The 23740-nt window shown below is 65.7% G+C and carries 23 protein-coding genes and 1 riboswitch; of the genes, 15 read left to right on the top strand and 8 right to left on the bottom strand.

Features of this window, described 5'->3' with window-relative positions; genetic code table 11:
* The first annotated feature begins 4 nt into the window (after nucleotides 1–4).
* A complete protein-coding gene (locus JI744_RS16675; RefSeq protein ID WP_202662309.1) occupies nucleotides 5–1183 on the top strand; it encodes an ABC transporter substrate-binding protein in 1179 nt (392 codons plus the stop codon).
* Between the two features lie 116 nt (nucleotides 1184–1299).
* Nucleotides 1300–2340, top strand: a complete 1041-nt coding sequence (locus JI744_RS16670) for an alpha-hydroxy acid oxidase (RefSeq protein ID WP_202662308.1) — start codon at nucleotides 1300–1302, stop codon at nucleotides 2338–2340.
* Here the strand turns inward: JI744_RS16670 and JI744_RS16665 are convergent.
* From JI744_RS16665 to cobO, 7 genes are all read right to left on the bottom strand, one after another.
* A complete protein-coding gene (locus JI744_RS16665; RefSeq protein ID WP_202662307.1) occupies nucleotides 2333–3148 on the bottom strand; it encodes an energy transducer TonB in 816 nt (271 codons plus the stop codon). The genes JI744_RS16670 and JI744_RS16665 overlap by 8 nt on opposite strands.
* Nucleotides 3145–3594 (bottom strand): TonB system transport protein ExbD, encoded by a 450-nt coding sequence (gene exbD / locus JI744_RS16660; RefSeq protein WP_202662306.1) that lies wholly within the window; start codon nucleotides 3592–3594, stop codon nucleotides 3145–3147. Before exbD ends, JI744_RS16665 begins: the two co-directional genes overlap by 4 nt.
* Nucleotides 3595–3597: 3 nt before the next feature.
* A complete protein-coding gene (exbB, locus tag JI744_RS16655; RefSeq protein ID WP_328757495.1) occupies nucleotides 3598–4386 on the bottom strand; it encodes a tonB-system energizer ExbB in 789 nt (262 codons plus the stop codon).
* A 1-nt stretch (nucleotide 4387) separates the two neighbouring features.
* Nucleotides 4388–5071, bottom strand: a complete 684-nt coding sequence (locus JI744_RS16650) for a Fe2+-dependent dioxygenase (RefSeq protein WP_202662305.1) — start codon at nucleotides 5069–5071, stop codon at nucleotides 4388–4390.
* A gap of 45 nt (nucleotides 5072–5116) precedes the next feature.
* A complete protein-coding gene (locus JI744_RS16645; protein WP_202662304.1) occupies nucleotides 5117–7516 on the bottom strand; it encodes a TonB-dependent receptor in 2400 nt (799 codons plus the stop codon).
* A 135-nt stretch (nucleotides 7517–7651) separates the two neighbouring features.
* A complete protein-coding gene (locus tag JI744_RS16640; protein ID WP_202662303.1) occupies nucleotides 7652–9094 on the bottom strand; it encodes a cobyric acid synthase in 1443 nt (480 codons plus the stop codon).
* Between the two features lie 293 nt (nucleotides 9095–9387).
* The gene (cobO, locus tag JI744_RS16635; RefSeq protein WP_202662302.1) at nucleotides 9388–10029 is read right to left on the bottom strand and encodes a cob(I)yrinic acid a,c-diamide adenosyltransferase; all 642 of its coding nucleotides are present in this window, start codon (nucleotides 10027–10029) and stop codon (nucleotides 9388–9390) included.
* Between the two features lie 42 nt (nucleotides 10030–10071).
* Nucleotides 10072–10296: riboswitch (cobalamin riboswitch) on the top strand.
* 96 nt (nucleotides 10297–10392) lie between these two features.
* On the opposite strand from cobO, the gene JI744_RS16630 reads away from it, so the two are divergent.
* The 7 genes from JI744_RS16630 to cobJ are packed head-to-tail and all read left to right on the top strand — an operon-like array spanning nucleotide 10393 to nucleotide 18285.
* A complete protein-coding gene (locus tag JI744_RS16630) occupies nucleotides 10393–10767 on the top strand; it encodes a DUF1636 family protein (RefSeq protein ID WP_202662301.1) in 375 nt (124 codons plus the stop codon).
* The gene (cobW, locus tag JI744_RS16625; RefSeq protein WP_202662300.1) at nucleotides 10764–11798 is read left to right on the top strand and encodes a cobalamin biosynthesis protein CobW; all 1035 of its coding nucleotides are present in this window, start codon (nucleotides 10764–10766) and stop codon (nucleotides 11796–11798) included. The genes JI744_RS16630 and cobW overlap by 4 nt, the downstream gene beginning before the upstream one ends.
* 6 nt (nucleotides 11799–11804) lie before the next feature.
* Nucleotides 11805–15038 carry a cobaltochelatase subunit CobN gene (gene cobN / locus JI744_RS16620; protein WP_202662299.1) on the top strand — a complete coding sequence of 1078 codons (3234 nt, stop codon included), beginning with the start codon at nucleotides 11805–11807 and terminating at the stop codon, nucleotides 15036–15038.
* Nucleotides 15035–16186, top strand: coding sequence for a precorrin-3B synthase (gene cobG, locus JI744_RS16615; RefSeq protein WP_202662298.1), 1152 nt, complete (start codon nucleotides 15035–15037; stop codon nucleotides 16184–16186). The genes cobN and cobG overlap by 4 nt, the downstream gene beginning before the upstream one ends.
* The gene (locus tag JI744_RS16610) at nucleotides 16187–16816 is read left to right on the top strand and encodes a precorrin-8X methylmutase (protein WP_202662297.1); all 630 of its coding nucleotides are present in this window, start codon (nucleotides 16187–16189) and stop codon (nucleotides 16814–16816) included.
* Between the two features lie 3 nt (nucleotides 16817–16819).
* On the top strand, nucleotides 16820–17557 hold the full coding sequence (locus JI744_RS16605; RefSeq protein WP_202662296.1) for a precorrin-2 C(20)-methyltransferase: 738 nt from the start codon (nucleotides 16820–16822) through the stop codon (nucleotides 17555–17557).
* On the top strand, nucleotides 17554–18285 hold the full coding sequence (gene cobJ / locus JI744_RS16600; RefSeq protein WP_202662295.1) for a precorrin-3B C(17)-methyltransferase: 732 nt from the start codon (nucleotides 17554–17556) through the stop codon (nucleotides 18283–18285). The genes JI744_RS16605 and cobJ overlap by 4 nt, the downstream gene beginning before the upstream one ends.
* Here the strand turns inward: cobJ and JI744_RS16595 are convergent.
* Nucleotides 18261–19013 (bottom strand): cobalt-precorrin-6A reductase, encoded by a 753-nt coding sequence (locus JI744_RS16595; RefSeq protein ID WP_202662294.1) that lies wholly within the window; start codon nucleotides 19011–19013, stop codon nucleotides 18261–18263. The genes cobJ and JI744_RS16595 overlap by 25 nt on opposite strands.
* Between JI744_RS16595 and cbiE the strand changes: the two genes are divergently transcribed.
* From cbiE to JI744_RS16565, 6 genes are read left to right on the top strand one after another with little or no spacing between them, the layout of a single operon-like run.
* On the top strand, nucleotides 19012–20190 hold the full coding sequence (cbiE, locus tag JI744_RS16590) for a precorrin-6y C5,15-methyltransferase (decarboxylating) subunit CbiE (RefSeq protein ID WP_202662293.1): 1179 nt from the start codon (nucleotides 19012–19014) through the stop codon (nucleotides 20188–20190). The genes JI744_RS16595 and cbiE overlap by 2 nt on opposite strands.
* Nucleotides 20187–20540, top strand: a complete 354-nt coding sequence (locus JI744_RS16585; protein ID WP_202662292.1) for a cobalamin biosynthesis protein — start codon at nucleotides 20187–20189, stop codon at nucleotides 20538–20540. Before cbiE ends, JI744_RS16585 begins: the two co-directional genes overlap by 4 nt.
* On the top strand, nucleotides 20537–21316 hold the full coding sequence (gene cobM, locus JI744_RS16580) for a precorrin-4 C(11)-methyltransferase (protein WP_202662291.1): 780 nt from the start codon (nucleotides 20537–20539) through the stop codon (nucleotides 21314–21316). The genes JI744_RS16585 and cobM overlap by 4 nt, the downstream gene beginning before the upstream one ends.
* The gene (locus tag JI744_RS16575; RefSeq protein ID WP_202662290.1) at nucleotides 21313–22641 is read left to right on the top strand and encodes a cobyrinate a,c-diamide synthase; all 1329 of its coding nucleotides are present in this window, start codon (nucleotides 21313–21315) and stop codon (nucleotides 22639–22641) included. Before cobM ends, JI744_RS16575 begins: the two co-directional genes overlap by 4 nt.
* Nucleotides 22638–23363 carry a uroporphyrinogen-III C-methyltransferase gene (gene cobA, locus JI744_RS16570; protein WP_202662289.1) on the top strand — a complete coding sequence of 242 codons (726 nt, stop codon included), beginning with the start codon at nucleotides 22638–22640 and terminating at the stop codon, nucleotides 23361–23363. Before JI744_RS16575 ends, cobA begins: the two co-directional genes overlap by 4 nt.
* Nucleotides 23360–23677: a DUF1636 domain-containing protein gene (locus JI744_RS16565; protein WP_202662288.1), complete on the top strand. Its 318-nt coding sequence runs from the start codon at nucleotides 23360–23362 to the stop codon at nucleotides 23675–23677. The genes cobA and JI744_RS16565 overlap by 4 nt, the downstream gene beginning before the upstream one ends.
* Nucleotides 23678–23740 lie beyond the last annotated feature (63 nt).

The following is a 23740-nucleotide window of genomic DNA, read 5'->3' as shown; positions in this document are numbered from 1 at the left end:
CCCAATGAAAAGACTGACCGTAACCCTGTGCCTTGCGGCAGCCCTTGCCAGCCCCGCCCGCGCCGATGACGACAAGATCATCGTCGGTTTCGCCACCGCCGCGACCGGATTCATGCAGGCCTATGACAAGCCCGCCGAAGATGCCGCGATGATCCGCATCAAAGAGATCAACGAGGCAGGCGGCCTGCTGGGCAAGCAGATTGAGGTGGTGACCGCCGACACCAAGACCGACCGCGCCGAAGGGGCCAAGGCAGGCCTGTCGGTAATCGACGCCGGTGCCGACCTTGTGGTGGTGTCTTGTGACTATGACTTCGGCTCGCCTGCGGCACTGGCCGCCGAAAGCTCGGGCCTCGTGTCGTTCTTCCTCTGTGCGGAATCGATCAAGGCGGGCATTCAGGGCGTCGGCCCGCATTCCTTCTCGGCCTCGGTTCTTGCCGCCGTGCAGGGAGCGACCATGGCGCAGTGGTCTTATGAAAAGAAGGGCGCGCGCAGCTACTATCGTCTGCTGGATACCTGGACCGAATATAACAAGGGCATCTGTGACGGCTTTGACTGGATGCTGCCGCAACTGGCCGATGCCAAGCTGGTGGGCGAGGATACCTTCCTGAACGAAGACGCCTCGATTGCCGCGCAGATCACCCGGATCAAGGCGCTGCCCCAGGAACCCGATGCCATCATGCTCTGCACCATGATGCCGGGCGCGGTTTCTGCGATCAAGCAGATCCGTGCCGCCGGGATCAACTCGATGATCCTGAACGGCTCTGGCGTGGACGGCAGCTATTGGTTGTCGGCGGTGCCGGATCTGTCGAATTTCTTCGTGCCGGTTCAGGGCTCGGTTTACGGTGATGACCCGAATCCTGCGGTCACCGCCTTCAACGCCAAGTACAAAGAGGCGACGGGGGGCGATCCGTCCACCCAATACACCTATCCCGGCTATGTGATGATCGATGTCTGGGCCAAGGCGGTGGAACGTGCTGGCACCACCGACGCCGATGCCGTGGTGGCGGAACTGGAAAAGATGAACGCCGAACCCACCCTGTTCGGGCCGCGCACCTTTACCCCCGAACTGCATCACCAGAATCAGGCGCGCTATCTGATCGTCGAGACCAAGGCGGGCAAGCCCGGCGTGGTGGATGAATGGACCATCTCGGCCCCGATCCCAGTGGCTGACCTGATGAAATGATCTTGCGGCCCGGCATCCCGTTGCGGGTGCCGGGCGCTTTCGGTCGGTTGCCTCTGCCGCCGCAACAGGCGTAAATCGGGTCGGTCGCGAAAGCGGCCGGTTCCGTGGAGAGTGTGATGCCGACCTGCCCGCTGGATGAATACGAAGCCTTGGCCGCAGGGGCGATGGACCCGGCGGCCTTTGCCTATGTCGCAGGCGGGGCAGGGGCCGAGGTAACACTGCGCCGCAATGCCACGTCTTGGGCCGATGTGGTGCTGCGCCCCCGCCTGATGCGCGACATGGCCGGGTTTTCCACGACCTGCGCGCTGCCGGGGCTGGACCTCGCCTTTCCCTGCCTTGTTGCTCCCATGGCCTATCAGCGCCTTGCCCATGCGGAGGGTGAGGCCGCCATGGCCCGTGCCGCCGCCGCGCAAGGTGCTGGGATTGTGCTCTCCTGCCAAACCTCGGTTGACCCGGAACAGGTTGTTGTCGCCCCGTTCTGGTTCCAGCTTTACCTGCAACCCGATCCTGCCGCGACCCGTGCGCTGGCCGCCCGGGCGCTGGCCTGTGGCGCAGCGGCGCTGGTGGTTACGCTGGATGCGCCGCTGAACGGCATCCGCAACCGGGAAATCGCGGCGGGGTTTGCCCTGCCACGGGGCATCCGCCCGGTGATGCTGGATGCGCTGCCCCCGGTTCCGCCACCGGAAGGCGACCCGATTGCCGGGCTTCTCGCCCGCGCACCGACATGGGCCGATCTGGCAGCACTTTGCGCCGAAAGCCCGGTTCCAGTGCTGGCCAAAGGCGTGCTGACCCCCGAGGATGCACTGCTGGCCATGCAGGCCGGTTGCGCCGGGGTGATTGTATCAAACCACGGGGCGCGCGTGCTGGATGGTTTGCCCGCCACAGCCCATGCGCTGCCCGCCATTCGCGCAGCACTTCCGGGCGTGCCGGTGCTGGCTGATGGCGGTATTCGTTCGGGCGATGACATGCTGCGCGCGCTGGCCTTGGGGGCTGATGCCGTGCTGTTGGGGCGGCCCGCGTTTTATGCGTTGGCCCTTGGCGGGGCTGCGCAGGTTTCCACCTGCCTGCGCCGGTTGCGTGATGAATTTGCCGTGGCGATGGGGCTGATGGGCCTGCGGTCGGTAGATGAAATCGGCCCCGAATGCCTATTCACTTAAACGAGTAGTTGACCGGCACCTTCATGTCGAACGGCCCCTTGCCCATCGCGGCGGGCGGGGCGGGCAGGCGGTCGAACCCGTCGAACATGGCCAGCGTGGCATTGTCCAGTACCGGCCAGCCGGAACTTTCCGCGACCCTGCGGCTGACGATGCGGCCATAGCCATCCAGCGCAAAGGCCACCACCACCTTGCCCTCGGCCCGCGCCTTGCGTGCGGCCTTGGGATAGGTTTTCGCCGCCGCAATCGCCAGCACCAGATCCTTCTGCCACGATTCAATCTGCGCCTTGTCATCATCCGACAGGCCCACCTCGGCCTCGGTCGAGCCGGATTGCTCATCCTGCCCGGCACTCGCGGCGGGGCTGGCCGCCGTGGTCGGCGCGGCGAATTCGGTATGGGTCTGCTCCTCGACCTTGGTGGCGATCTCGGTTGCGTCCTTGGTCGCGTCGGTCTTTTCATCCGGGTTGGCGATGCGGAACTGCAACTCGGGGTCTTTGACGTCGTAAGGAACCTGCGCCAGCATCGGGTCGTTCGAGGCTTTAGTCTCTTCGGTCTTTTCCGCGCTTTCGGTCTGGGCGGCGCTGTCCGCCGACACGTCGCCTTCGGCAAGGTCAGTGTCGGGGGCGGCCAGCAGCATTTCAATCGGGGCAAGGTCGATGAACTCGCGCCCTTTCAACCCCCGTTCCTGCACAACGGGGGCGGGCAGGGGGCGGGCCAGCATCGCCGCGACTACCCCGCCATGGGCAGCAAGGCTAATGCCTGCGCCCAGCATCAACCCAAAGCCCGACCTTGGGGCGAAGACCAGGCTCATGGCGCTGGCGCCTCAGCGGTATCAGCCTGCGCCTCATCTTCCAGCCCGACCAGCCCGATCTTGAGGTAACCCGAGCCGCGCATCCGGTTAATCACTGCCATCACCTCGCCATAGGGCACCGAACGGTCGGCCGAGATATAGATGCGGGTATCGCGCTTGATCATCGTGGCGATGTCCAGTTCCATAGGCAGGGCATCCAGCGTGATGGTGTTTTCGCCAATCAGCAGCGTCAGGTCGGATTTCACGGTGACGATCACCGGCTCTCCCACCCGTGGCGCAGGCTTTGCCGTGGCAACCGGCAGTTCCACCGGCACATCGACGGTGGACAGGGGCGCTGCCACCATGAAGATGATCAGCAAGACCAGCATCACGTCGATGAAGGGCGTGATGTTGATGTCGGTATTGGCGGGCAGGTCGTCATCCGACCCCGAAATCCTGACTGCCATGACCTACTCCGCCGCCAGCGCCACGATCTCGGCCGCAACAATCTGGGCAGACGGGCGCATTGCCCGCCGGTCCAGATCGCGCGACAGGGTACGTTCCACCAACGAGACCGCATCGGCCAGACGCGCGCGATAGCCACCGATCACCCGCGTCAGGTGGTTGTAGAACAGCACCGCCGGAATGGCGGCGATCAGGCCGATTGCGGTGGCCATCAGTGCTTCGGCAATGCCCGGCGCCACTACGGCCAGATTGGTTGAACCGCTTTCGGAAATGCCGACAAAGGCGTTCATGATGCCCCAGACCGTGCCAAAGAGGCCAATGAAGGGCGCGGTGGACCCGATGGAGCCGATCACCATGATGCCGCCCTGCATCGCCCGCGCCGCCCCCGCCTCGATCCGCGACAGGTCGGCGGCGGTGCGGGCCTTGATGCCGTCATTGGGCAACCCGTCCGAGGCAGCCATTTCGGCCTCTGCCGCGTCCTGCATCCGGGCAACGGCACCGCGCCGCGCCAGCTCGGCCCCCAGCCGGCCATGCGCTGCCAGCCGCCGGTAATCGCGCCCCAACCGGGCTGAGGCGGCGGCAATCTGCACCAGCTTACCCGCCCAGACAGCCCAAGCCAGAACCGAGGCGACGATCAGACCCAGCATTACCGATTTCACCACCCAATCGGCATCCATGAACATGCCAAGCGGTGTCAGCGCCCCTGACGCATCGGCGGCGGCCATGGCATCTGCCAGGCCGCTAAAGCCCCAGCCACGGACAAATTCGATCAACGCTTCATTCGATGCAGACATATCAGACCTCGGCCCATTGGCGGATCAGGTTGTGGTAAATGCCGGTCAGGCGCACGACATCAGGTGCATTGGCCCCCATCTCGCCCCCCAGCGACTGAATGGACTGGTCGAGATCGAACAAGATCTCGCGCCGCCCGGCATCGCGGATCATCGATTGCACCCAGAAGAACGATGCCACCCGCGCCCCGCGCGTGACTGGCGTCACCTGATGTAGCGAGGTGGACGGATAGACCACCGCCGACCCGGCAGTCAGCTTGACCGTCTGCGCGCCATAATGGCCCTCAACAATCAGCTCACCGCCGTCATACTCTTCGGGTTCCGACAGGAATACAGTGCAGGACACATCGGTGCGGATCTGCCGCCCTTCACCCGGAATGACGCGGATTGCATTATCGACATGCACGCCAAAGGTTTGACCGCCTTCATAGCGGTTGAACATCGGCGGCAGGATCTGCGCGGGCAATGCGGCCGAAACCCAGGTCGGATTGGCCATCAGCGCCCGCACCAACCGCGCCTGCAAATCGGGCAGCACCGGGCTGTTCAGCGGGATTTGCGCGTTACGCTTGATTTCGGCCGACTGTGGTCCGGCGGTGTGGCGGCCATCCTGCCAGTCGGCCCCGTCCAGAACGGTACGAAACCGGGCAACCTCTTCCGGTGTAAGAATGTCGGGAATGGTGATCAGCATGACAACCCTCGGGAAACGCGGGGGCGTTGCCGCCCCCACGGGTGTTCAGAACTTCATCGACAGGGAAATCGAGGCGGTCCGCCCCGGCGCGACATAGACGAACGGTTGGCCCGAGCGATAGGCGCTGTCGTAATAGGTCTTGTCGAGCAGGTTATCGACCCGGATCGACAGCACGCGATCCTCGCCCAGATCATATTCTGCCATCGCATCCAGCCGCCAATAGGCGGGCAGTTTGTTGCCGTTCTCAGCCGTGGTGCCCAAGGCAAGCGGGCTGCGCCAGGTGGCCTGCCCGCCTACGGTCCATTTGTCGTTCACTTCATACTTGGCAAGAATATTGAACTGTTGTTCGGCAAAATTGGCGATACCCTTGCCGATGTTCGCCGCCGTGCCGCTTTCCAGCACTTCGCTGCCCATCACCGTCGCCCCGCCATAGATCGAAAGGCGGTCCGTAACCTTGCCAGCCAGCCCCAGTTCGACCCCCCGCACCCGGTATTTCAGGGTCGATGTGGTCACCCCTGACACGGTTTCCCGCGCGCCGGATTTCACCGTGTCAAACGCGGCAGCCGACAGGCTCAGATGCCCCATGTCCCATTTGGTCCCGATCTCGATTGAGCGGTTCTTTTCCGGGTCCAGCAACTGCCCCGGACCATCGAGCCCGGCATAGTCGCCGCCACCGGCATCCAGTTCCTGCCCCATCGGGTTGGCCGAGGTGGCATAGGCCAGATAGACCATCCCCCGGTCATTCAGCTTGTAGGTCGCCCCCGCATTCCATGTGAACAGCGTGTCGTCGCGGCTGTAGGCATAAGGCGTGGTTCCGGTCACGCCGCTGCGGGTGATATCGTAATCATCCAGCCGCAGGCCCAGGTTGAAACTCAGCCGGTCTGACAGCTTCATCGTATCGGTCAGATAGAGCGAGGTGGTGTTCACCTCGGTCACGCGCGGCACGTCTGAAAGCGTCAGCGTCGACCCTGCCGGCCAACAGACCGAAGTGTCAGGATTGATCACCGACACAAGGTTGCGACAGGCCGACCCGGTGACACCGCCGAAATCTTCAGAAACCGCGCCGGTATAGGACCACTGATCCACCTTTTCGCGCGAGATACCAAAGCCCGCGACCAGATTATGTTCCACCGCGCCAGTGCCGAAATCATAAGCCAGCTCTGTTGTGTTCGACAGGGTGCTGTTGACCTGCTTGGTGGATTTGGCCGACAGGTTGGTCAGCACCCATTCGCCGTCAATCAGGCTGGCGCCAGAGGGAACCGAGGCGACATAGGCCATGCCGGTGCGCCCAAGTCGGGTGCGGTTGGTCAGCTTCAGGTTCGGCGCGATGTCATAGGCCAGTCCAAAGGTGGCGATATCCTGCTGGCCTTCCTGAAAGTCGCGTCCCTCGACCGTGTAGGTCGTCGAACGGTCCAGCCCGATGGTCTCGGTCGCCGGGCCACCGTTGATCCACGGAATGCCCCAATCAGGCATCCCCTTGATTTCCATGTGATAGGCGTCCAGCGACAGGGTCAGCCGGTCGCTGACATCATATTCCGCCCCGAACGACAGGCCCAGCCGGTCATCGGTGATGCCATCGCGGCCCGCCACTTCGGCAGTTTGCGCCATGGCCGTCACGCGGGTGCGGAATCGGTCATCCCAGACCTTGTTCCAATCCACCGTCTGCCGCGCCAGCCCATAGGCTCCCAGCGTGGTTTCGGTCTTCACGAAGTCTTCATGCTGCGGCTTCTTGGTGACCACATTCACCGCGCCACCCGTGGTGCCGCGGCCCGCAATCGACCCCGATGGGCCTTTGGTGATCTCGACCTGCTCGGTGTTGAACGTCTCGCGCAGGTTGGCACCCGCGTCGCGGATACCGTCGATGTAAACGTCATTCGTCGCCTTGAAGCCGCGAATGAACAGCACGTCGCCAAAGGCGTTGCCGCCCTCACCCGTGCCCAGCGTCAGCCCCGGAGTGGTGCGCGCCAGTTCGCGAACCGAGGTGGCGTTCTTGTCGGCCAGAACCTCGGCCGTCACCGCATTCACCGTGCGGGCGGTTTCCGACAAGGGTTGGCGCAACAACGAGTTGCCTGACGAGACTGCGCGATAGCCGGCGGCTGCATCGGCAAAGGGCGAAAGGCCGTTCTGTCCGGCAGCGGGGGCGTTCGAGGTCGCACCGGTGCTTTCGGCCGGCACAGGAGCCGGGGCGGCCTCGGCGGTTGCAGTCGGGGCAGCGCTTGCCTTCTTGGCGGTTTTCTTGCGCACCACCGTTTCGGCAGGCGCTGCCGTTTCCACATTCACCGTCGGCAGCAGGATCACACCATCTTGCGCCTCTTGCGCCATGCCGGGCAGGGCAGTGGTGATCATGGCCGCCGTGGCCAGCGCGATGGCCTTGCGGTTGCTGTCGGGCGCATTTGGCGCGCGGTTGACCTGCCTCAACGAGGCAGGGCGCGAAATCGTGGTCATCATATCCCCCATGCGAAGTCATCGTTTGCGATTGCTTCGGTGGCTTGACCGCCTTGGGGGTTGGCTTCCGTTCCTGCGCTTTAGAATTGCCTACTAAATAAGTCAACAACTCAGAGTCAGTTTTTGGCAGCCTGATCAGCGCGCCAGTGCCAGTAGGCCCGCCACGTCCAGATGTGCCTCAATATGTGCCGCCAGCGCGTCAAGGCAGGCCTCGACCGCCGCGCCATAGGTCAGACCGGAAGGTGTGGCGCCCAATTCCCGAAGGAACGCGGCCCGGAACCCGTCGGCTGAAAACATGCCATGCAGATAGGTGCCTTGCACCCGGCCATCGGGGCTGCTGGCCCCTTCGGGCTGGCCGTCCAGCAGGGCGAAAGGCCTGCCAGAATCGATGCCCGTGCTGCGGCCAATGTGGATCTCGTACCCTTCAATCGTCTGATCTGTCGCGGCATGGCGCGCGGTCACCCGCGTCAACCGCTTGTCGCCGGTCATCACGGTAGCGAGGTCCAGATAGCCCAGGCCCTCGGTTTCGCCTGCTGGGCCTTCGATGCCGTCAGGGTCCGTGATCCGCTGCCCCAGCATCTGATACCCGCCACAAATCCCCAGAATCCGTCCACCCCGCCGGTGATGCGCCTTCAGGTCAATGTCCCAACCCTGCGCCCGCAGAAAGGCCAGATCCCCCCGCGTCGATTTCGACCCCGGCAGAATGACCAGGTCGCAATCGGGCAAAGGCTCACCCGCCCGTACCATGGTCAGCGTTACGCCCGGCTCCTGTGCCAAAGGGTCCAGATCGTCGAAATTCGCAATCCGCGAGAGCACCGGCACCGCAATGCGAAACGCGCCCGTGCCATGGCGCGCCGGAATATCCAGCGCATCTTCGGCGGGCAGGCGATGCGCATCGGGGAAGTAGGGCAACACGCCGAACCCGCGCCAGCCGGTGCGCCGGGCGATCAGCCGGTCGCCTTCGGCAAACAGGGTCACATCGCCGCGAAACTTGTTGATCAGATAGCCCGCGATCATCGCGGCATCCTCTGGGTCCAGCACCGCTTGGGTGCCTATCATCTGGGCAATCACGCCACCCCGGTCAATGTCACCCACCAGAACCACCGGCACATCTGCCGCCCGGGCAAAGCCCATGTTGGCAAGATCGCCCGCCCGCAGGTTCACCTCGGCCGGGCTGCCCGCACCTTCGACAATTACCAGATCATGCTGCGCAGCAAGATGCTGAAAACTTTGCAGAACAGGAGCCATAAGCTGCGGCTTCAGCGCGGCATAATCCCGTGCTTTCACCGTGGCAAGACGCTTGCCCTGCACGATGACCTGACTGCCCACATCGCTTTCGGGCTTCAACAGGATCGGGTTCATATGAACCGACGGCGGCAACCCACAGGCCAGTGCCTGCAACGCCTGTGCCCGGCCAATCTCGCCGCCATCGGCAGTAACGGCTGCGTTGTTCGACATGTTCTGCGGTTTGAACGGTGCCACCGACAGCCCGCGCAACCGCGCTGCCCGGCACAACCCCGCCACGATCAGCGACTTGCCGACATTCGACCCCGCGCCCTGAATCATCAGCGCCGTCATCGCAGTATTCCGGTGGTGCGCGGGCCGAGGCTGCGGAAGCCTCCGGCGGGGATATTTTCTTCCAGTATGAAAGCCGCAGTCATGAAAGGTGCAGGGCGTCGGTGCCGCGCCTCGGGCCGGTTTTCCGGGCGAGGCGTGGCACTTTCACACTGGGCGGTCATCGGGGTCGCCCCCTGTACCGCCTCTTCATTCTGGCGCATCAAGGTTAACACTTCGTTGCTTTCATATTGGAAGAAAATATCCCGGGGGTGAGGCGCGGCCCGCCGAGGGGGCAGCGCCTCCTTTTCCCCGGCTTAGAACTCCACGCCCGGCTGGGCCTTGATGCCCGACCGGAACGGATGTTTGACCAGTGTCATCTCGGTCACCAGATCGGCCAGTTCTATCAGCTCTTCCTTGGCGTTGCGCCCGGTCAGCACGACATGGGTCTGGGGCGGCTTTTCGGTTCGCAGGAACGCGACCACCTCGGCCACGTCCAGATAATCATAGCGCAGGGCGATGTTGATCTCATCCAGCAGCACCAGTCGGATTGCCGGGTCTCGGATCAGCTCTTTGGCTTTTTCCCAGCCCTTTTGCGCCATGGCGATGTCGCGGGCACGGTCCTGGGTTTCCCAGGTGAAACCCTCTCCCATTGCGTGAAACTGACACAGATCGGCGAAATTACCCTCGATCAGGCGGCGTTCGCCGGTGTCCCAGGCGCCCTTGATGTATTGGACCACCGCGCAGGGCATTTCATGCGCGATACAGCGCAAGACCATGCCAAACCCCGAGGATGACTTGCCTTTTCCGGCCCCGGTATGAACGATGATCAGGCCCTTTTCGCCCTCTTTCGTCGCCATGATCTTGTCGCGCGCGGCCTTTTTCTTGGCCATCTTGGTGGCGTGGCGGGCGTCGGCATCTGCCGCGCCGGTTACCGAAATGTCGCTGTCATCGTGCATCGGGGCGGTCCTGTTCTTGACTCTGTCATGGCTTCTGCCACAGGTAGCACCAAAGGCGCTGGTGCTTGTCCTAGGACAGGCGAAAAGGGAATGCGACAGCTTTTTCGACCCAAAAGGTCGCGAAGGCGAAGCGCAGCCGCCCCCGCGACCGTGACCGGAAAGGTCTGTCCGATCCACTGTTCCAGCAATGGGATGGGAAGGGGGGCAGGCCGTTGGGGCAACCCAGAATCCGCAAGCCGGGAGACCTGCCAGAGCCACTGAAACTGAAACGGGCGGACGGGGTGTTCCGCAGCCGACGGTGTTGCGCTTTGCCTGCGCTTCCCTTCGTCTGACCCCTTTTGCCTTTTGGACAAGGGGTTCGCCATGGCGGCCAAACTGCATGTCTGCATGACCTGCCGCGCGGGTCTGCCCCTGCCGGAAGGTGAGGTGCCGCCCGGTGCCCGACTGCACGCAGCCCTTCTTGCCGCCGATGTGCCGGTGGGGGTGGAGATCGTTCCCGTCGAATGCCTGTCTGCCTGTTCGCAGGGCTGTTCGGTGGCACTGACCGGAGCGGGCAAATGGTCTTACGTCTATGGCCGGCTGACCGACCTTGACGCGCCAGATATTCTGGCCGGGGCCGCCGCCTATGCCGCTACGCCCGATGGCCTTGTGCCTTGGCGAGAGCGGCCGGTGATTTTCCGCAAGCAAAGCCTTGCCCGCATACCCCCGACCATACCCCCGCAGGAGACCGCCCCATGACCGACCTGTCGAAGACTCCCGTCACCGTGATCACCGGCTTTCTGGGCGCGGGCAAGACCACGCTGATCCGCCATCTGATGCAGAACCCGCAAGGCAAGCGGCTGGCGATCCTGGTCAATGAATTCGGCACCGTTGGGGTGGATGGTGACATCCTGAAATCCTGCGCCGATGAGAGCTGTCCGGTGGAAAACATCGTCGAGCTGGCCAATGGCTGCATCTGCTGCACCGTCGCCGATGATTTCATCCCGACGATCGAGGCGCTGATGGCCATGCCGCTTCGCCCTGATCATATCCTGATCGAAACCTCGGGCCTTGCCTTGCCCAAGCCCTTGCTCAAGGCGTTCGACTGGCCCGCGATCCGCTCGCGTATCACCGTCGATGGTGTCATCGCGCTGGCCGATGCCGAGGCGGTGGCGGCGGGCCGCTTTGCTCCCGATGAGGCGGCGGTTCAGGCGCAGCGAGAGGCCGATGACAGCCTTGACCATGAAACTCCGCTGTCCGAAGTGTTCGAGGATCAGATTTCCTGCGCCGACATTGTCCTGCTGTCCAAGGCCGATCTGGCGGGCGAAGCGGGTCTGGCAGCGGCCCGTGCGGTGATTGAGGCAGAGGCACCGCGCAAGCTGCCGATCTTGCCGATGACCGAAGGCGTGATCGACCCGCGCATCATTCTGGGCCTGAATGCCCGCGCCGAGGATGATCTTGCATCCCGCCCCAGCCATCACGATGGCCACGACGATCACGAGCATGATGATTTCGACACCGTGGTGATCGACATGCCCGAAATAACTGACCCTGAAGACCTTGTGGCCCGCATCCAGCGCCTTGCGCGTGCACAAAACATCCTGCGCGTCAAAGGGTATATTGCTGTCACCGGTAAGCCGATGCGGATGCTGGTGCAGGCGGTGGGCGAGCGTGTGCGCCATCAGTTCGACCGCCCTTGGGGCAGCCTGCCCCGGCAGGGGCAGTTGGTGGTGATTGCCGAACATCACGACATCGACCTGACCGCCATTCGCGCCGTTCTGGGGGCCTGATCCGCCATGCATGTCGTCTTCCGCGAAAGCCATGGGCTGGAGGAAACGGACACCGCCTTTGATGTCGGGCAAGACCCGGCGGATCTGGTGGTCATGTCCTTTTCCGATAGCGACCTTGGGGCTTTCGCGGCGGGCTGGCACCGGGCCAAGGGGGCGTTGCCCACGCTGCGGCTGGTCAATCTAGTGGCGCTGCGGCATCCCCTGTCCGTAGATACCTATATTGAAAAGACGCTGCATGCGGCCAAAGGCATCCTGATCCGTCTGATCGGGGGCGAGAGCTATTGGCCCTATGGTCTGGCCTCGGTGCAGGATCTGTGCCGTCGCCGGGGTATTGCGCTGGCGGTGCTGCCGGCCGATGGGCGGCCTGATGCGAGCCTTGATGCGGTGTCCACCCTGCCGGTGTCTACCCTGCGGCGGCTGTCTGACCTGTGCGATGCCGGGGGGGCGGTGGCGGCGCAGGCGGCGCTGGCGCAACTGGCGCTGTCAGCGGGGCTTTATGCCGGGCCGGTTCCGGGCGCCAAGACCTTGCCGGACTGCGGGTTTTATGACCCGGCGCATGGCGTGATTGATGCGCCCATGCCCGATGGCCCCACCGTTGCCGTCGCTTTCTACCGCAGCTATCTGACCAGCGCCGATCTTGACCCGGTGGATGCCCTGTTCGGCGCCCTGCGCGACCGGGGCTTTCACCCGGTCGGCCTGTTTGTTCCGTCGCTCAAGGCCTCCGGCGCGCGGGCGTTTCTGGAGCAGGCTCTGGCCGGCCTGTCGCCCGCCGCCATCGTCAACCTGACTGCGTTTTCGGGCAAGGATGCCACGGGTAGCTCGCCGCTGGACGCGCCCGGTTGCCCGGTGTTTCAGGTGGCGCTGTCCACCGCGCGACGGCGCGATTGGGCCATGGCCACGCGTGGCCTGTCGCCCGCCGATCTGGCGATGCACGTTGTTTTGCCCGAGGTGGATGGCCGCATCTTTGCCGGTGTTATCAGCTTCAAATCGCCGGGCCAGCGCGACCCTGACCTGCAATATTCCCGCTTTGCTCACCGGGCTGACCCGAATCGTGTGGCGCATGTGGCCGAACGAGTGGCAGCGTGGCACCGGCTGGCGGCGGAGAATGCTGCACAGCGAAAGCTGGCCTTTATCTTGTCCACCTATCCCGGCAGACCGGACCAGATTGCCCATGCCGTGGGCCTTGATGCGCTGGCTTCGGTCAATGCTGCCTTGCGTTATTTGCAGGGGCAGGGCTATGGCACCCAACCTGTGGCCGACCTTGGCAGCCGCCTGATATGCGAGACCATCGATTGGCCGCTGACCGACTATCTGACAGCCCTGCAAACCCTGCCGGTGCCCTTGCAGGATGATCTTGCCGCCGCTTGGGGCGATCCCGCCAATGACCCGATGGTGCGGGGCGGCCTGTTCCGCTTTCCCGCCCTTTCCGTCAGCACCGCCCTGATCGCGCTGCAACCCGAACGCGGCGAGGTTCAGGCCCGTGACGCTGATTACCACGATCTGATTCGCACCCCGCGCCACGGCTATGTCGCGTTCTATCTGTGGCTGCGCGCGCAGGGCCTGCACGCGCTGATCCATGTCGGCGCGCATGGCACGTTGGAATGGCTGCCGGGCAAGTCGGTTGCCCTGTCATCTGACTGCTGGCCAGAGGCTCTGGCCGGGTCTGTCCCAGTTATCTACCCCTTCATTGTCAACGATCCCGGAGAGGCCGCGCAGGCCAAGCGCCGCATCGGTGCCGTGACCCTTGGCCACCTCCCGCCGCCCCTTGCCGCCGCATCGGTGCCCGAGGGTTTGCTGCGGCTTGAGCGGTTGCTGGACGAATATTCCACCGCCGACGGGCTTGACCCCGGTCGCCGTGACCGGCTGATCGCGCAGGTGCGGGCCGAGGCGCAGGCGGCGGGGGTTGAGGCCGATCTTGGCCTTCCCCCCGATGCCAGCATGGCCGAGGCGATCACCCGCATCGACCGTTTCGTCTGCGATGTGAAGGAAAGCCAGTATGGCGACGGGCTGCACATCTATGGCCAAGGTGACGGGGAATTGCACGGCCTGACCGAAGCATTGTCAGGCCGCCGCGTGGCCGCAGGCCCCGCCGGTTCGCCGCACCGGGGCCGCAGCGATGTGCTGCCGACGGGGCGCAACCTTTACTCGGTCGATCCCCGCGCCATCCCCTCGCGTGCCGCTTATGCCCAAGGGGTCAAGCTGGCCGAGGAGCTGCTGCGCCGCCATTTGCAGGACAAGGGCGATTGGCCGCGCGGTCTGGTGCTGGACCTGTGGGGCTCGGCCACCATGCGGACGGCGGGCGAAGAGGTGGCGATGGCACTGCATCTGGCGGGGCTGAAGCCGGTTTGGGACGACGGGTCTGACCGGGTTTCGGGCTATGAAATCCTGCCGCTTGCCCTGCTGAACCGCCCGCGCATCGACGTGACGCTGCGCATCTCGGGCCTGTTCCGCGATGTGTTCCCCGGTCTTGCCCAACTGTTTGAAGCAGGGGCCGAGGCGCTGGCCCTGCGGGATGAGACCCCCGAGGACAACCCCTACCTTGCCCGCGCGCCCCGCGTCTTTGGCCCCCAGCCCGGCCTTTACGGCATGGGCATGGCCGAGGCGTTGGAGGACTATTCCGACGCGGGTCGCCTTGCTGCGGGCGAGGCCTGGCTTTCCGCCTCGTCCTGGGCACTGGATGTGAAGGGCGAGGCGCAACCCGCCCGCGCTGCGCTGGAGCAGCGTTTGCTCAACGCTGATGCCTTCGCCCATGTGCAGGACCTGTCGGAAACCGACATTCTGATGGCCGCTGATTATGCCGCCCACGAAGGTGGTATCGCCGCCGCCCGCGCCGCCCTTGGGGCAGCGGCCCCCGCGCTCTACCACCTCGACACCACCAACCCCGCCGCGCCAAAGGCCCGCAGCGTGACCGAAGAAATCGCCCGTGTGGTCCGCGCCCGCGCTGCCAACCCTGATTGGGCGACCGGAATGATGCGCCATGGGTTCCGGGGTGCGGCAGAGATCACCGCGACCTTGGACAATCTAGCCGCATATGCCCATCTGACCCGCGCTGTTCCGGCGCATCTGATTGACCTTTATCACGATGCCACCCTTGGCCGCGCCGATCTGGTTGCCTTCATGCAGGCTGAAAATTCCTTGGCGCTGCAACGCCTGCGCGACCGTTTTGCAGCACTTCATGCTGCGGGCCTGTGGGTCAGCCGCCGCAACTCGATCGCCGCGCAATACGGAGGTGCAGCATGAGCACCCCGGTCATCCAAGGCTGGTGCCCCGGTGCCTTGCGCCCGATGGCGTCGGGCGATGGGCTGGTGGTGCGTATCCGTTTGCGCGGTGGCCGCATGACCCCGGATCAGGTGCGCCAGATTGCAGGGCTGTCCGCCACCCATGGCAACGGTCTGATGGACCTGTCGGCCCGCGCCAACCTGCAATTGCGCGGGGTCACGCCAGACAGCCACGCCCCCCTGATCGCGGCTCTGACCGGCATGGGCCTCATCGACCGTGATGAGCAGGTTGAATCGCGGCGCAACATCCTGATTTCGCCTTTTTGGCGCGAGGGCGATGATACCCAGCGCATCGCGGCCGATCTTGCGCAACGCCTTTCTGCCCCCGACGCACCAGCCCTGCCGGGTAAATTCGGCTATGCCATCGACATCGGCAGCAGCCCCGTGCTGCGAGAGGCCTCTGCCGATATCCGGGTTGAACGGCTGGCCGATGGGGCCCTGATCGTGCGCGCCGAAGGGATGCAATCCGGCGCACGCGCAACCGCCGATACCGCTGCCGATGCCATGTTGCACCTCGCGCGCTGGTTCGTCGCGGCGGGCGGTGTCAATGAGGGCAGGGGCCGCATGGCCGCCCTTGTCGCGCGCGGCGCGCCAGCGCCAGAGTCGTTTCACGAGGTGCCAGCCCCCATGGCCCAGCCCTTCGTGCCCATGCCCGGCCTTTGTGCGGCAGGTGCGCTGGTGGGTCTTGCCTTTGGTCAGACCGACCCCGTTACCCTGACCGCCCTTGCCGCGCTTGGACCCCTGCGGCTGACCCCGTGGCGGATGTTGCTGGTCGAAGGCTTGCGCGCAATGCCCGATTTAACCGGCCTTATCACCGTCTCCAACGACCCGATGTTGCGCGTCGTCGCCTGCACCGGCGCGCCGGGATGTCTTCAGGCGCATCAGCCGACGCGCGATCTGGCCAGCCGCCTTGCACCCCATGTACCGCAGGGCAGCCTGCTGCATGTGTCGGGTTGCGCCAAGGGCTGCGCCCATCCCGGCCCCGCCGCCCTGACCCTGACCGCCACGCCGCGCGGATTTCACCTGATCCGCCGGGGGGCAGCCTCTGCCACGCCCGCGCTGCCCGACCTGAACCCCGTCACGCCCGACCATCTGATCGAGACCTCCTGAATGCCCCACAGCTATATCACCGACGGCGCCGAGATTTACCGCCAGTCCTTTGCCACCATCCGGGCCGAGGCCGATCTGGCGCGCTTTTCGCCCGAGGAAGAGATTGTCGTTGTCCGTATGATCCACGCCGCCGGGATGGTCGGGCTGGAGGCCCATGTGCGCTTTTCCCCCGGCATGGCAATTGCCGCCCGCGCGGCCTTGGAGGCGGGTGCGCCGATCCTCTGCGATGCGCGTATGGTCAGTGAAGGCATCACCCGCGCCCGCCTGCCCGCTGGCAATGATGTGATCTGCACCCTCAACGATCCCGCCGTTCCCGATCTTGCCCGCCAGATGGCCAACACCCGCAGTGCCGCCGCGCTGGAACTGTGGCGCCCCCATCTGGCCGGGGCCGTTGTGGCCATCGGCAACGCGCCGACCGCCCTGTTCCACCTGTTGAACATGCTGGAAGACCCGGCCTGCCCACGACCTGCCGCGATCATCGGTTGCCCAGTGGGCTTTATCGGCGCGGCGGAATCGAAAGAGGCGCTGATGGCCGACCTGCCGGTGCCCTCGGTCATCGTGCAGGGCCGTCTGGGCGGGTCGGCCATCACCGTCGCCGCCGTCAATGCCCTTGCCAGCCGGAAGGAATAACCCATGGGCCGCATCATCTGCACCGGCCTTGGGCCGGGCGACCCCGATCTGATCTCGGTCAGGTCTGACCGGCTGATCCGCGCCGCCACCCATGTCGCCTATTTCCGCAAGCTGGGCCGCGCCGGGCAGGCGCGCCGGATTGTGACCGGAATGCTGCGCAGCGACGTGACCGAATATCCGATGGAATATCCGGTCACGACTGAGCTGCCCTTTGACAGCCCCGAATACCGCGATGCCCTTGCGCGGTTTTACGATGATTGGGCGGCGCGCCTTGCCGACCTGTCGCGCACCGCCGATGTTGTCGTGCTGTGCGAAGGTGACCCCTTCTTTTACGGCAGCTTCATGCACCTGCATTCCCGCCTGCAAGGGCGGGCCGAGGTGGAAATCGTGCCCGGCATCACCGGCATGACCGGCTGCTGGAACGCCACCGGCCAGCCGATCACCTGGGGCGATGATGTGCTGACCGTGCTGATGGCGACGCTGCCAGAGGCGGATCTGGTCAGCCACATGCAGCGATCCGACGCTTTGGTCATCATGAAAACCGGCCGCAACCTGCCGCGCGTGCGCCGGGCGTTGCAGGCGGCGGGCCGGTTGCAGGATGCCTGGCTGGTCGAACGTGGCACCATGCCCGATCAGCGCGTGGCCCGTCTGGCCGATGTCGATCCCGCCGATTGCCCCTATTTCGCGATCGTCCTTGTCCACGGCCATGGCCGCCGCCCGGAACTGGAGGCTGCCGAATGACCGGAACCATCACCGTTGCCGGCCTTGGTCCGGGGGATGAGGCGCTGGTGACCCCACAAGTCCGGCAGGCGCTGGACCGGGCGACCGATGTGGTCGGCTACATTCCCTATGTCGCCCGCGTTGCGGCGCGACCGGGTCTGACGCTGCACCCTTCGGACAACCGGGTGGAGCTGGACCGCGCCAACCATGCGCTGACCATGGCCGCCGAAGGCCGTCAGGTTGTCATCGTCTCCTCTGGCGATCCCGGCGTTTTTGCCATGGCTTCGGCTTTGTTCGAGGCGCTGGAAGCGTGGCAAGGCCCCCCACCGCAGATCGCCATCCTGCCCGGCATCACCGCCATGCTGGCCGCCGCCGCCCGTGCCGGTGCGCCCTTGGGCCATGATTTCTGCGCCATCAACCTGTCGGACAACCTCAAGCCGTGGGATCTGGTCGAACACCGCCTACGCCTTGCCGCGCAGGCCGATTTCGCCATGGCCTTCTACAACCCCCGCTCCGCCAGCCGCCCGCATCAATTCGCCCGCGTGCTGGAGATATTGCGTCAGGAATGCGGGCCGGATCGCCTGATCACATTTGCCCGCGCGGTTACCACACCGGATGAGCATTTGCTGACTATGACACTGGCCGAGGCGACGCCCGAAATGGCCGATATGCGCACCGTGGTTCTGGTCGGCAATGCCGCCACGCGCCGGGTGGGGGATTGGGTCTATACCCCGAGGCGGGCGGGTTGATGACCGATCCACGCCATCACCGCCGCCAGATCATGTGCCACATTCCGCGCGGGCAGGGCAGGCCGGTCGATCAGGATCACCGGCAGGCCAAGCGCGCGCGCCGCGATCAGCTTGGCCTCTGCCCCCGCGCCCCCCGAATTCTTGGCGACGATATGGCTGATGCGGTGGTGGCGCAGCAGGGCCAGATCGCCTTCAACCGTGAACGGCCCCCGGTCGATCACCACAGAGGCATCGGGCAGGGGCAGCCCCCCATCGGGCGGATCGACCAGCCGCAGCAGGTAATGGTGCTGCGGCCTTGCGGTAAAGCTGGTCAGGGTCTGCTTGCCAATCGCCAGAAACACCCGTGCCGGGGCTTTGGGCAGGGCAGCCACCGCCGCCTCGGTATCGCTCACCAGGGTCCAACGGTCGCCTTCGCCCGCCACCCAAGCTGCGCGCTCGAGGGCCAGCAGCGGGGTGCTGGTTTCTGCACAGGCCAGCGCAGCATTCCTGCTGATCTGCGCCGCAAAAGGGTGCGTCGCGTCGACCACATGGCTGATGCCTTCGCTGCGCAGAAACTGCGCCAGCCCCGCGGTCCCGCCAAACCCGCCCAGCCGCATCGGCAGGGGCTGGCCGACTGGGGCAGCCGTGCGACCGGCATAGCTGAAGATCGCCGGAATCCCCTCTGCCGCCAGCCGCGCGGCCAGCAGGCTCGCCTCGGTCGTGCCACCAAGGATCAGGATGTGCGTCATGGATAGGCCCTGGCTTCATATCATCGGTCTGGGCGAAGATGGACTGGCGGGCCTGCCCGATGCAAGCCGTGCCGCGCTGGCTGCTGCGACGGTGATCTTTGGCGGTCCCCGCCACCTAGCGCTGGTGCAGGCAAGCGACCGGGCCCGCCCCTGGCCCGTACCGTTTGATGTAGCACACGTTCTGGTGCATCGCGGGCAGCCGACGGTGGTTCTGGCCTCGGGTGATCCGTTCTGGTTCGGTGCGGGCAGCAGCCTGATGCCTCACCTTGCCCCCGGCGAATGGCTGGCGCACCCCGCGCCTTCAACCTTCTCTCACGCCGCCGCGCGGCTTGGCTGGCGGTTGGAGGAGACGACCTGCCTTGGCCTGCACGCCGCCCCCTTTGCCCGTCTGCGCCCTCATCTGGCGAATGGTGCTCGGCTGATTGTGTTGCTGCGTGACGGCGATGCCCCCGCCGCTTTGGCCGCGTGGCTGGACGGCGCGGGCTTCGGCACCTCTCACCTGCATGTGCTGCAAGCCCTCGGTGGCGTGCAGGAGCGTATCACCCAAACCACCGCCGCCGGGTTCAACACACCCAACATCACCGCCCCCGTCGCCGTGGCGATTGATGCGGCGGGCGACGGTCTGCCGCAAACCCCCGGCCTGCCCGACAGCCTGTTCGCCAGTGACGGCCAGATCACCAAATCTCCGATCCGCGCGCTGACCCTTGCCGCCCTTGCCCCTCGGCGCGGCGAGGTCTTGTGGGATCTGGGCGCTGGTTCCGGCTCGATCTCGGTCGAATGGTGCCTTGTGGGCGGGTTGGCCCATGCGGTGGAGCTGCGCCCCGACCGCGCCACCAACATCCGCGCCAATGCGCTGGGCTTTGGCGTAGACCATAGGCTGGCGCTGCATTCTGGCTCCTCGCTGGATCTGATCGCTACGCTGCCTCGCCCCGATGCCGTCTTTGTCGGCGGCGGCGGCGATATGGCATTGTTCCAGCGCCTGCTCGACACCCTGCCCCCCGGCACCCGCCTTGTCGCCAATGGTGTCACGCTGGAGACCGAAGCGCTGTTGGCGACCCTTCACGCCAGCCACGGCGGCACGCTGACCCGGATCGACATCGCCACCGCCACCCCCCTTGGCACGATGCGCGGCTGGCAGGCCGCCCGCCCCGTGGTGCAGTGGAGCGTCACGCTATGAGGGTCGCCGGTCTCGGTTTTCGCAGCGCCGCCACGGTGGATGACCTGCACGATGCCCTGCATCTGGCAGGCGGTCGGGTTGACCTGCTGGCCACCGATGCAACCAAAGCCAAGGCCCCGGCACTGACCGCGCTTGCAACGCGCCTGAACCTGCCGATCCGTGCCGTACGCGTTGCAGGCCAGCCCACTCCCAGCACCTCGCCACGCGTGCAGGCCAAATTCGCCACAGGATCACTGTCCGAGGCGGCGGCGCTGGTTGCCGCCGGTCCCGGTGCCTGCCTTGTCACCCCCCGCGTCGCAACCCCCAACGGCATGGCCACCGCCGCCATCGCGGAAGGAATATCCGAATGACCGTTCACTTCATCGGCGTAGGTCCCGGTGCCGCCGACCTGATCACCCTGCGCGGGCGCGACCTGATCGCCGCTTGCCCGGTCTGCCTCTATGCCGGGTCGCTAGTGCCCGAAGCCTTGCTGCAACATTGCCCGCCCGGCGCGCGGATCGTGAATACCGCGCCGCTCAGCCTTGACGAGATCATGGCCGAGATTTCGCTGGCCCATGACGCGGGGCAAGATGTTGCCCGCCTGCATTCGGGCGATCTGTCGATCTGGTCGGCGATGGGGGAACAGCTTCGCCGCCTGCGCGCCCTTGGCATTCCCTATGATGTCACGCCCGGCGTGCCCTCGTTCGCTGCCGCCGCTGCGGCGCTGGGGGCGGAACTTACGCTGCCCGGCCTTGCCCAGTCGGTCGTGCTTACCCGCACCTCGGGCCGCGCCAGCGCCATGCCAGAGGGCGAAACGCTGGAGGCATTTGCCAAAACCGGCGCGACACTGGCCATTCACCTGTCGGTCCATGTGCTGGCAGAGGTGCAGGCCCGCCTGACCCCGCATTACGGCCCTGACTGCCCGGTGGCCGTGGTGTTCCGCGCCAGTTGGCCCGACCAGAGGGTTGAGCGTGCCACGCTTGCCACCCTCAACCCCGCGATGGGAGAGGGCGAGCGGACCGCGTTGATCCTCGTCGGCCCGGCGCTGGCCGCCGAAGGGTTCGACGAAAGCCGCCTTTATGCGGGTGACTACGACCGCCGCTATCGCCCGGTCGGCACCACCCCCCGTTTCCCGGAAAGCGCATGATTCCCCCCGGCCTTCTCATCTCGGCCCCCGCCTCGGGCACCGGCAAGACCACGGTCACGCTGGGCCTGCTGGCGGCGTTGCGGGCGCGCGGGGTGACGGTGCAGCCGTTCAAAAGCGGTCCCGACTATATCGACCCGGCCTTTCACACAGCCGCTGCGGGGCGGGTTTCGGTCAACCTTGATACTTGGGCGATGGCGGGCGACCGGCTGGGCGGGCTGGTGACGGCGGCGCAGGGGGCCGATCTGATCGTGGCCGAGGGGTCGATGGGCCTGATCGATGGCGTGGCAACCCCCGGCGAAAGCGGCAACGGGTCTTCCGCCGATCTGGCGGTGGCGATGGGCTGGCCGGTGGTTCTGGTGCTGGATGTTTCAGGCCAGGCGCAATCTGCCGCCGCCGTGGCGCTGGGCTTTGCCGCGATGCGCCCCGATCTGCGGCTGGCGGGGGTGGTCTTGAACAAGGTCGCCTCGCCCCGGCACGAAGCCTTGGTGCGCGACGGCATGGACCGCGCGGGCCTGCGAGTGTTCGGTGCCCTGCCGCGCAGGGCCGCCATCGAACTGCCCGAACGCCACCTTGGCCTTGTGCAGGCCGAGGAGCATCCCCGCCTTGCCACCTTGCTTGCGGATGCCGGGGCGTTTATCGCCCAGCATCTTGACCTGCCCGCCCTGATCGCCGCCGCCGCTGTTACCCCTGCCGCCGCCGTTGCCTCGCCCTTGCCCATTCCCCCTCCCGCCGAGCGCATAGCTCTTGCCCGTGATGCGGCGTTTTCCTTCGTCTATCCGCATTTGCTGGATGGCTGGCGGCGGGCGGGGGCGACGATCCTGCCGTTTTCGCCCTTGGCCGATGAGGTGCCCGACGATACCGCAGGTGCCTGCTGGCTGCCCGGCGGCTACCCCGAACTGCATGGCGGCAGGCTGGCCGAGGCCGGCCAGTTCCGTGACGGCCTTGCCCGGTTCGCCGAAACTCGGCCCGTTCATGGTGAATGCGGAGGCTATATGGCGATGGGTGCGGGGCTGGTGGCCGCCGATGGCACACGGCATCAGATGGCGGGCCTGCTGGGGTTAGAAACCAGCTTTGCCAAACGGCGGATGCACCTTGGCTATCGCCATGCGCGGCTTTTGGCCCCGATTCCCGGCCATGCCGCGGGCCACCGCCTGCGCGGGCACGAATTCCACTATGCCACGATCCTGTCGCAGCCTGACGCGCCGCTGGCACAGGTGACCGACGCCACCGCCACTCCGGTTGCCGAAACCGGATCCACCCGCAGCTTTGCCGGGGGTGGCCGCGCCACCGGCACCTTCTTTCACCACATCGCCGAGGCTACATGACCGGTTTCGTTTCCTTCGTCTCTTCGGGTCCGGGCGACCCCGACCTGCTGACGCTTAAGGCCGTCGCCCGGCTGCAAGCCGCCGATGCGGTGCTATTCGACGACCTGTCCTCTGGGCCTATCCTGTCCCATGCGCGGGACGGGGCCGATCTGGTGGGGGTGGGTAAACGCGCAGGCCGCCCGTCACCCAAGCAAGATCATGTCAGCCGGCTGCTGGTCGATTATGCCGCCACCGGCGCGCGGGTGGTGCGGCTGAAATCCGGCGATTGCGGCCTCTTCGGGCGGCTGGAAGAGGAAATCACCGCCCTGACCGAAGCCGGCATCGGGTATGAGGTCATTCCCGGCGTCACCGCCGCCTCTGCCGCTGCCGCTGCGGCGAACATTCCGCTGACCCGGCGGCTGACGGCGCGGCGGGTGCAGTTTGTAACCGGCGCCGATGTGACCGGCGGCCTGCCCGAAGGGCTGAACTGGGCGGCCCTTGCCGACCCGCAGGCGACCACCGTGGTTTACATGGGCAAACGCACCTTTGCCGCGCTGGTCGAAGGTCTGCGCGCCCACGGTCTGCCCGACAGCACGCCCGCCCTGCTGGCCGAAGCGGTCTCAACCCCGGATCAGAGGCTGCTGCGCGGCACGATGGCCAGCCTTGTGGCCCATCTGGCCGATGGTCCGGGGCATCAGCCGGGGCTGATCCTGTATGGCCCGCTGGCGGGTGGGGCGGAATGAAGCTGACCCTTTGCGCCAGTTGTGTGTTGGGTCGGTCGGGCTTTGCTGCGACCCTGCGCGATGCCCTGAACGGGGTGGCCGTTCCGGCGCAGGTTGCCACAGTCGAGTGCATGTCCGGCTGCACCCGCCCCTCAACCCTTGCCGCCCGCGCCCCCGGCAAGACGACCTATCTGTTCGGCGATATCAACGAATCTGATCTGCCCGACATTCTTGCCTTTGCCCGCCTTTATCACGACAGCCCCGATGGCAATTTTGTCGACGCCCGCCCGCTGGGTGCCCTGCGGCTCAAGGCGATCGCGCGCATTCCCGGCTAATTCGCGGCAGGGGTCGGAAATCTGCCCGATCTGCCGCTATCGACCTTGACCGCATGGCTCCAT

This window comes from Fuscibacter oryzae (genome assembly GCF_016765795.1).
Classification (GTDB): domain Bacteria; phylum Pseudomonadota; class Alphaproteobacteria; order Rhodobacterales; family Rhodobacteraceae; genus Fuscibacter; species Fuscibacter oryzae.
Note: the sequence above shows the minus strand (reverse complement) of the source record. Positions and strands in the feature narration are given on the sequence as shown.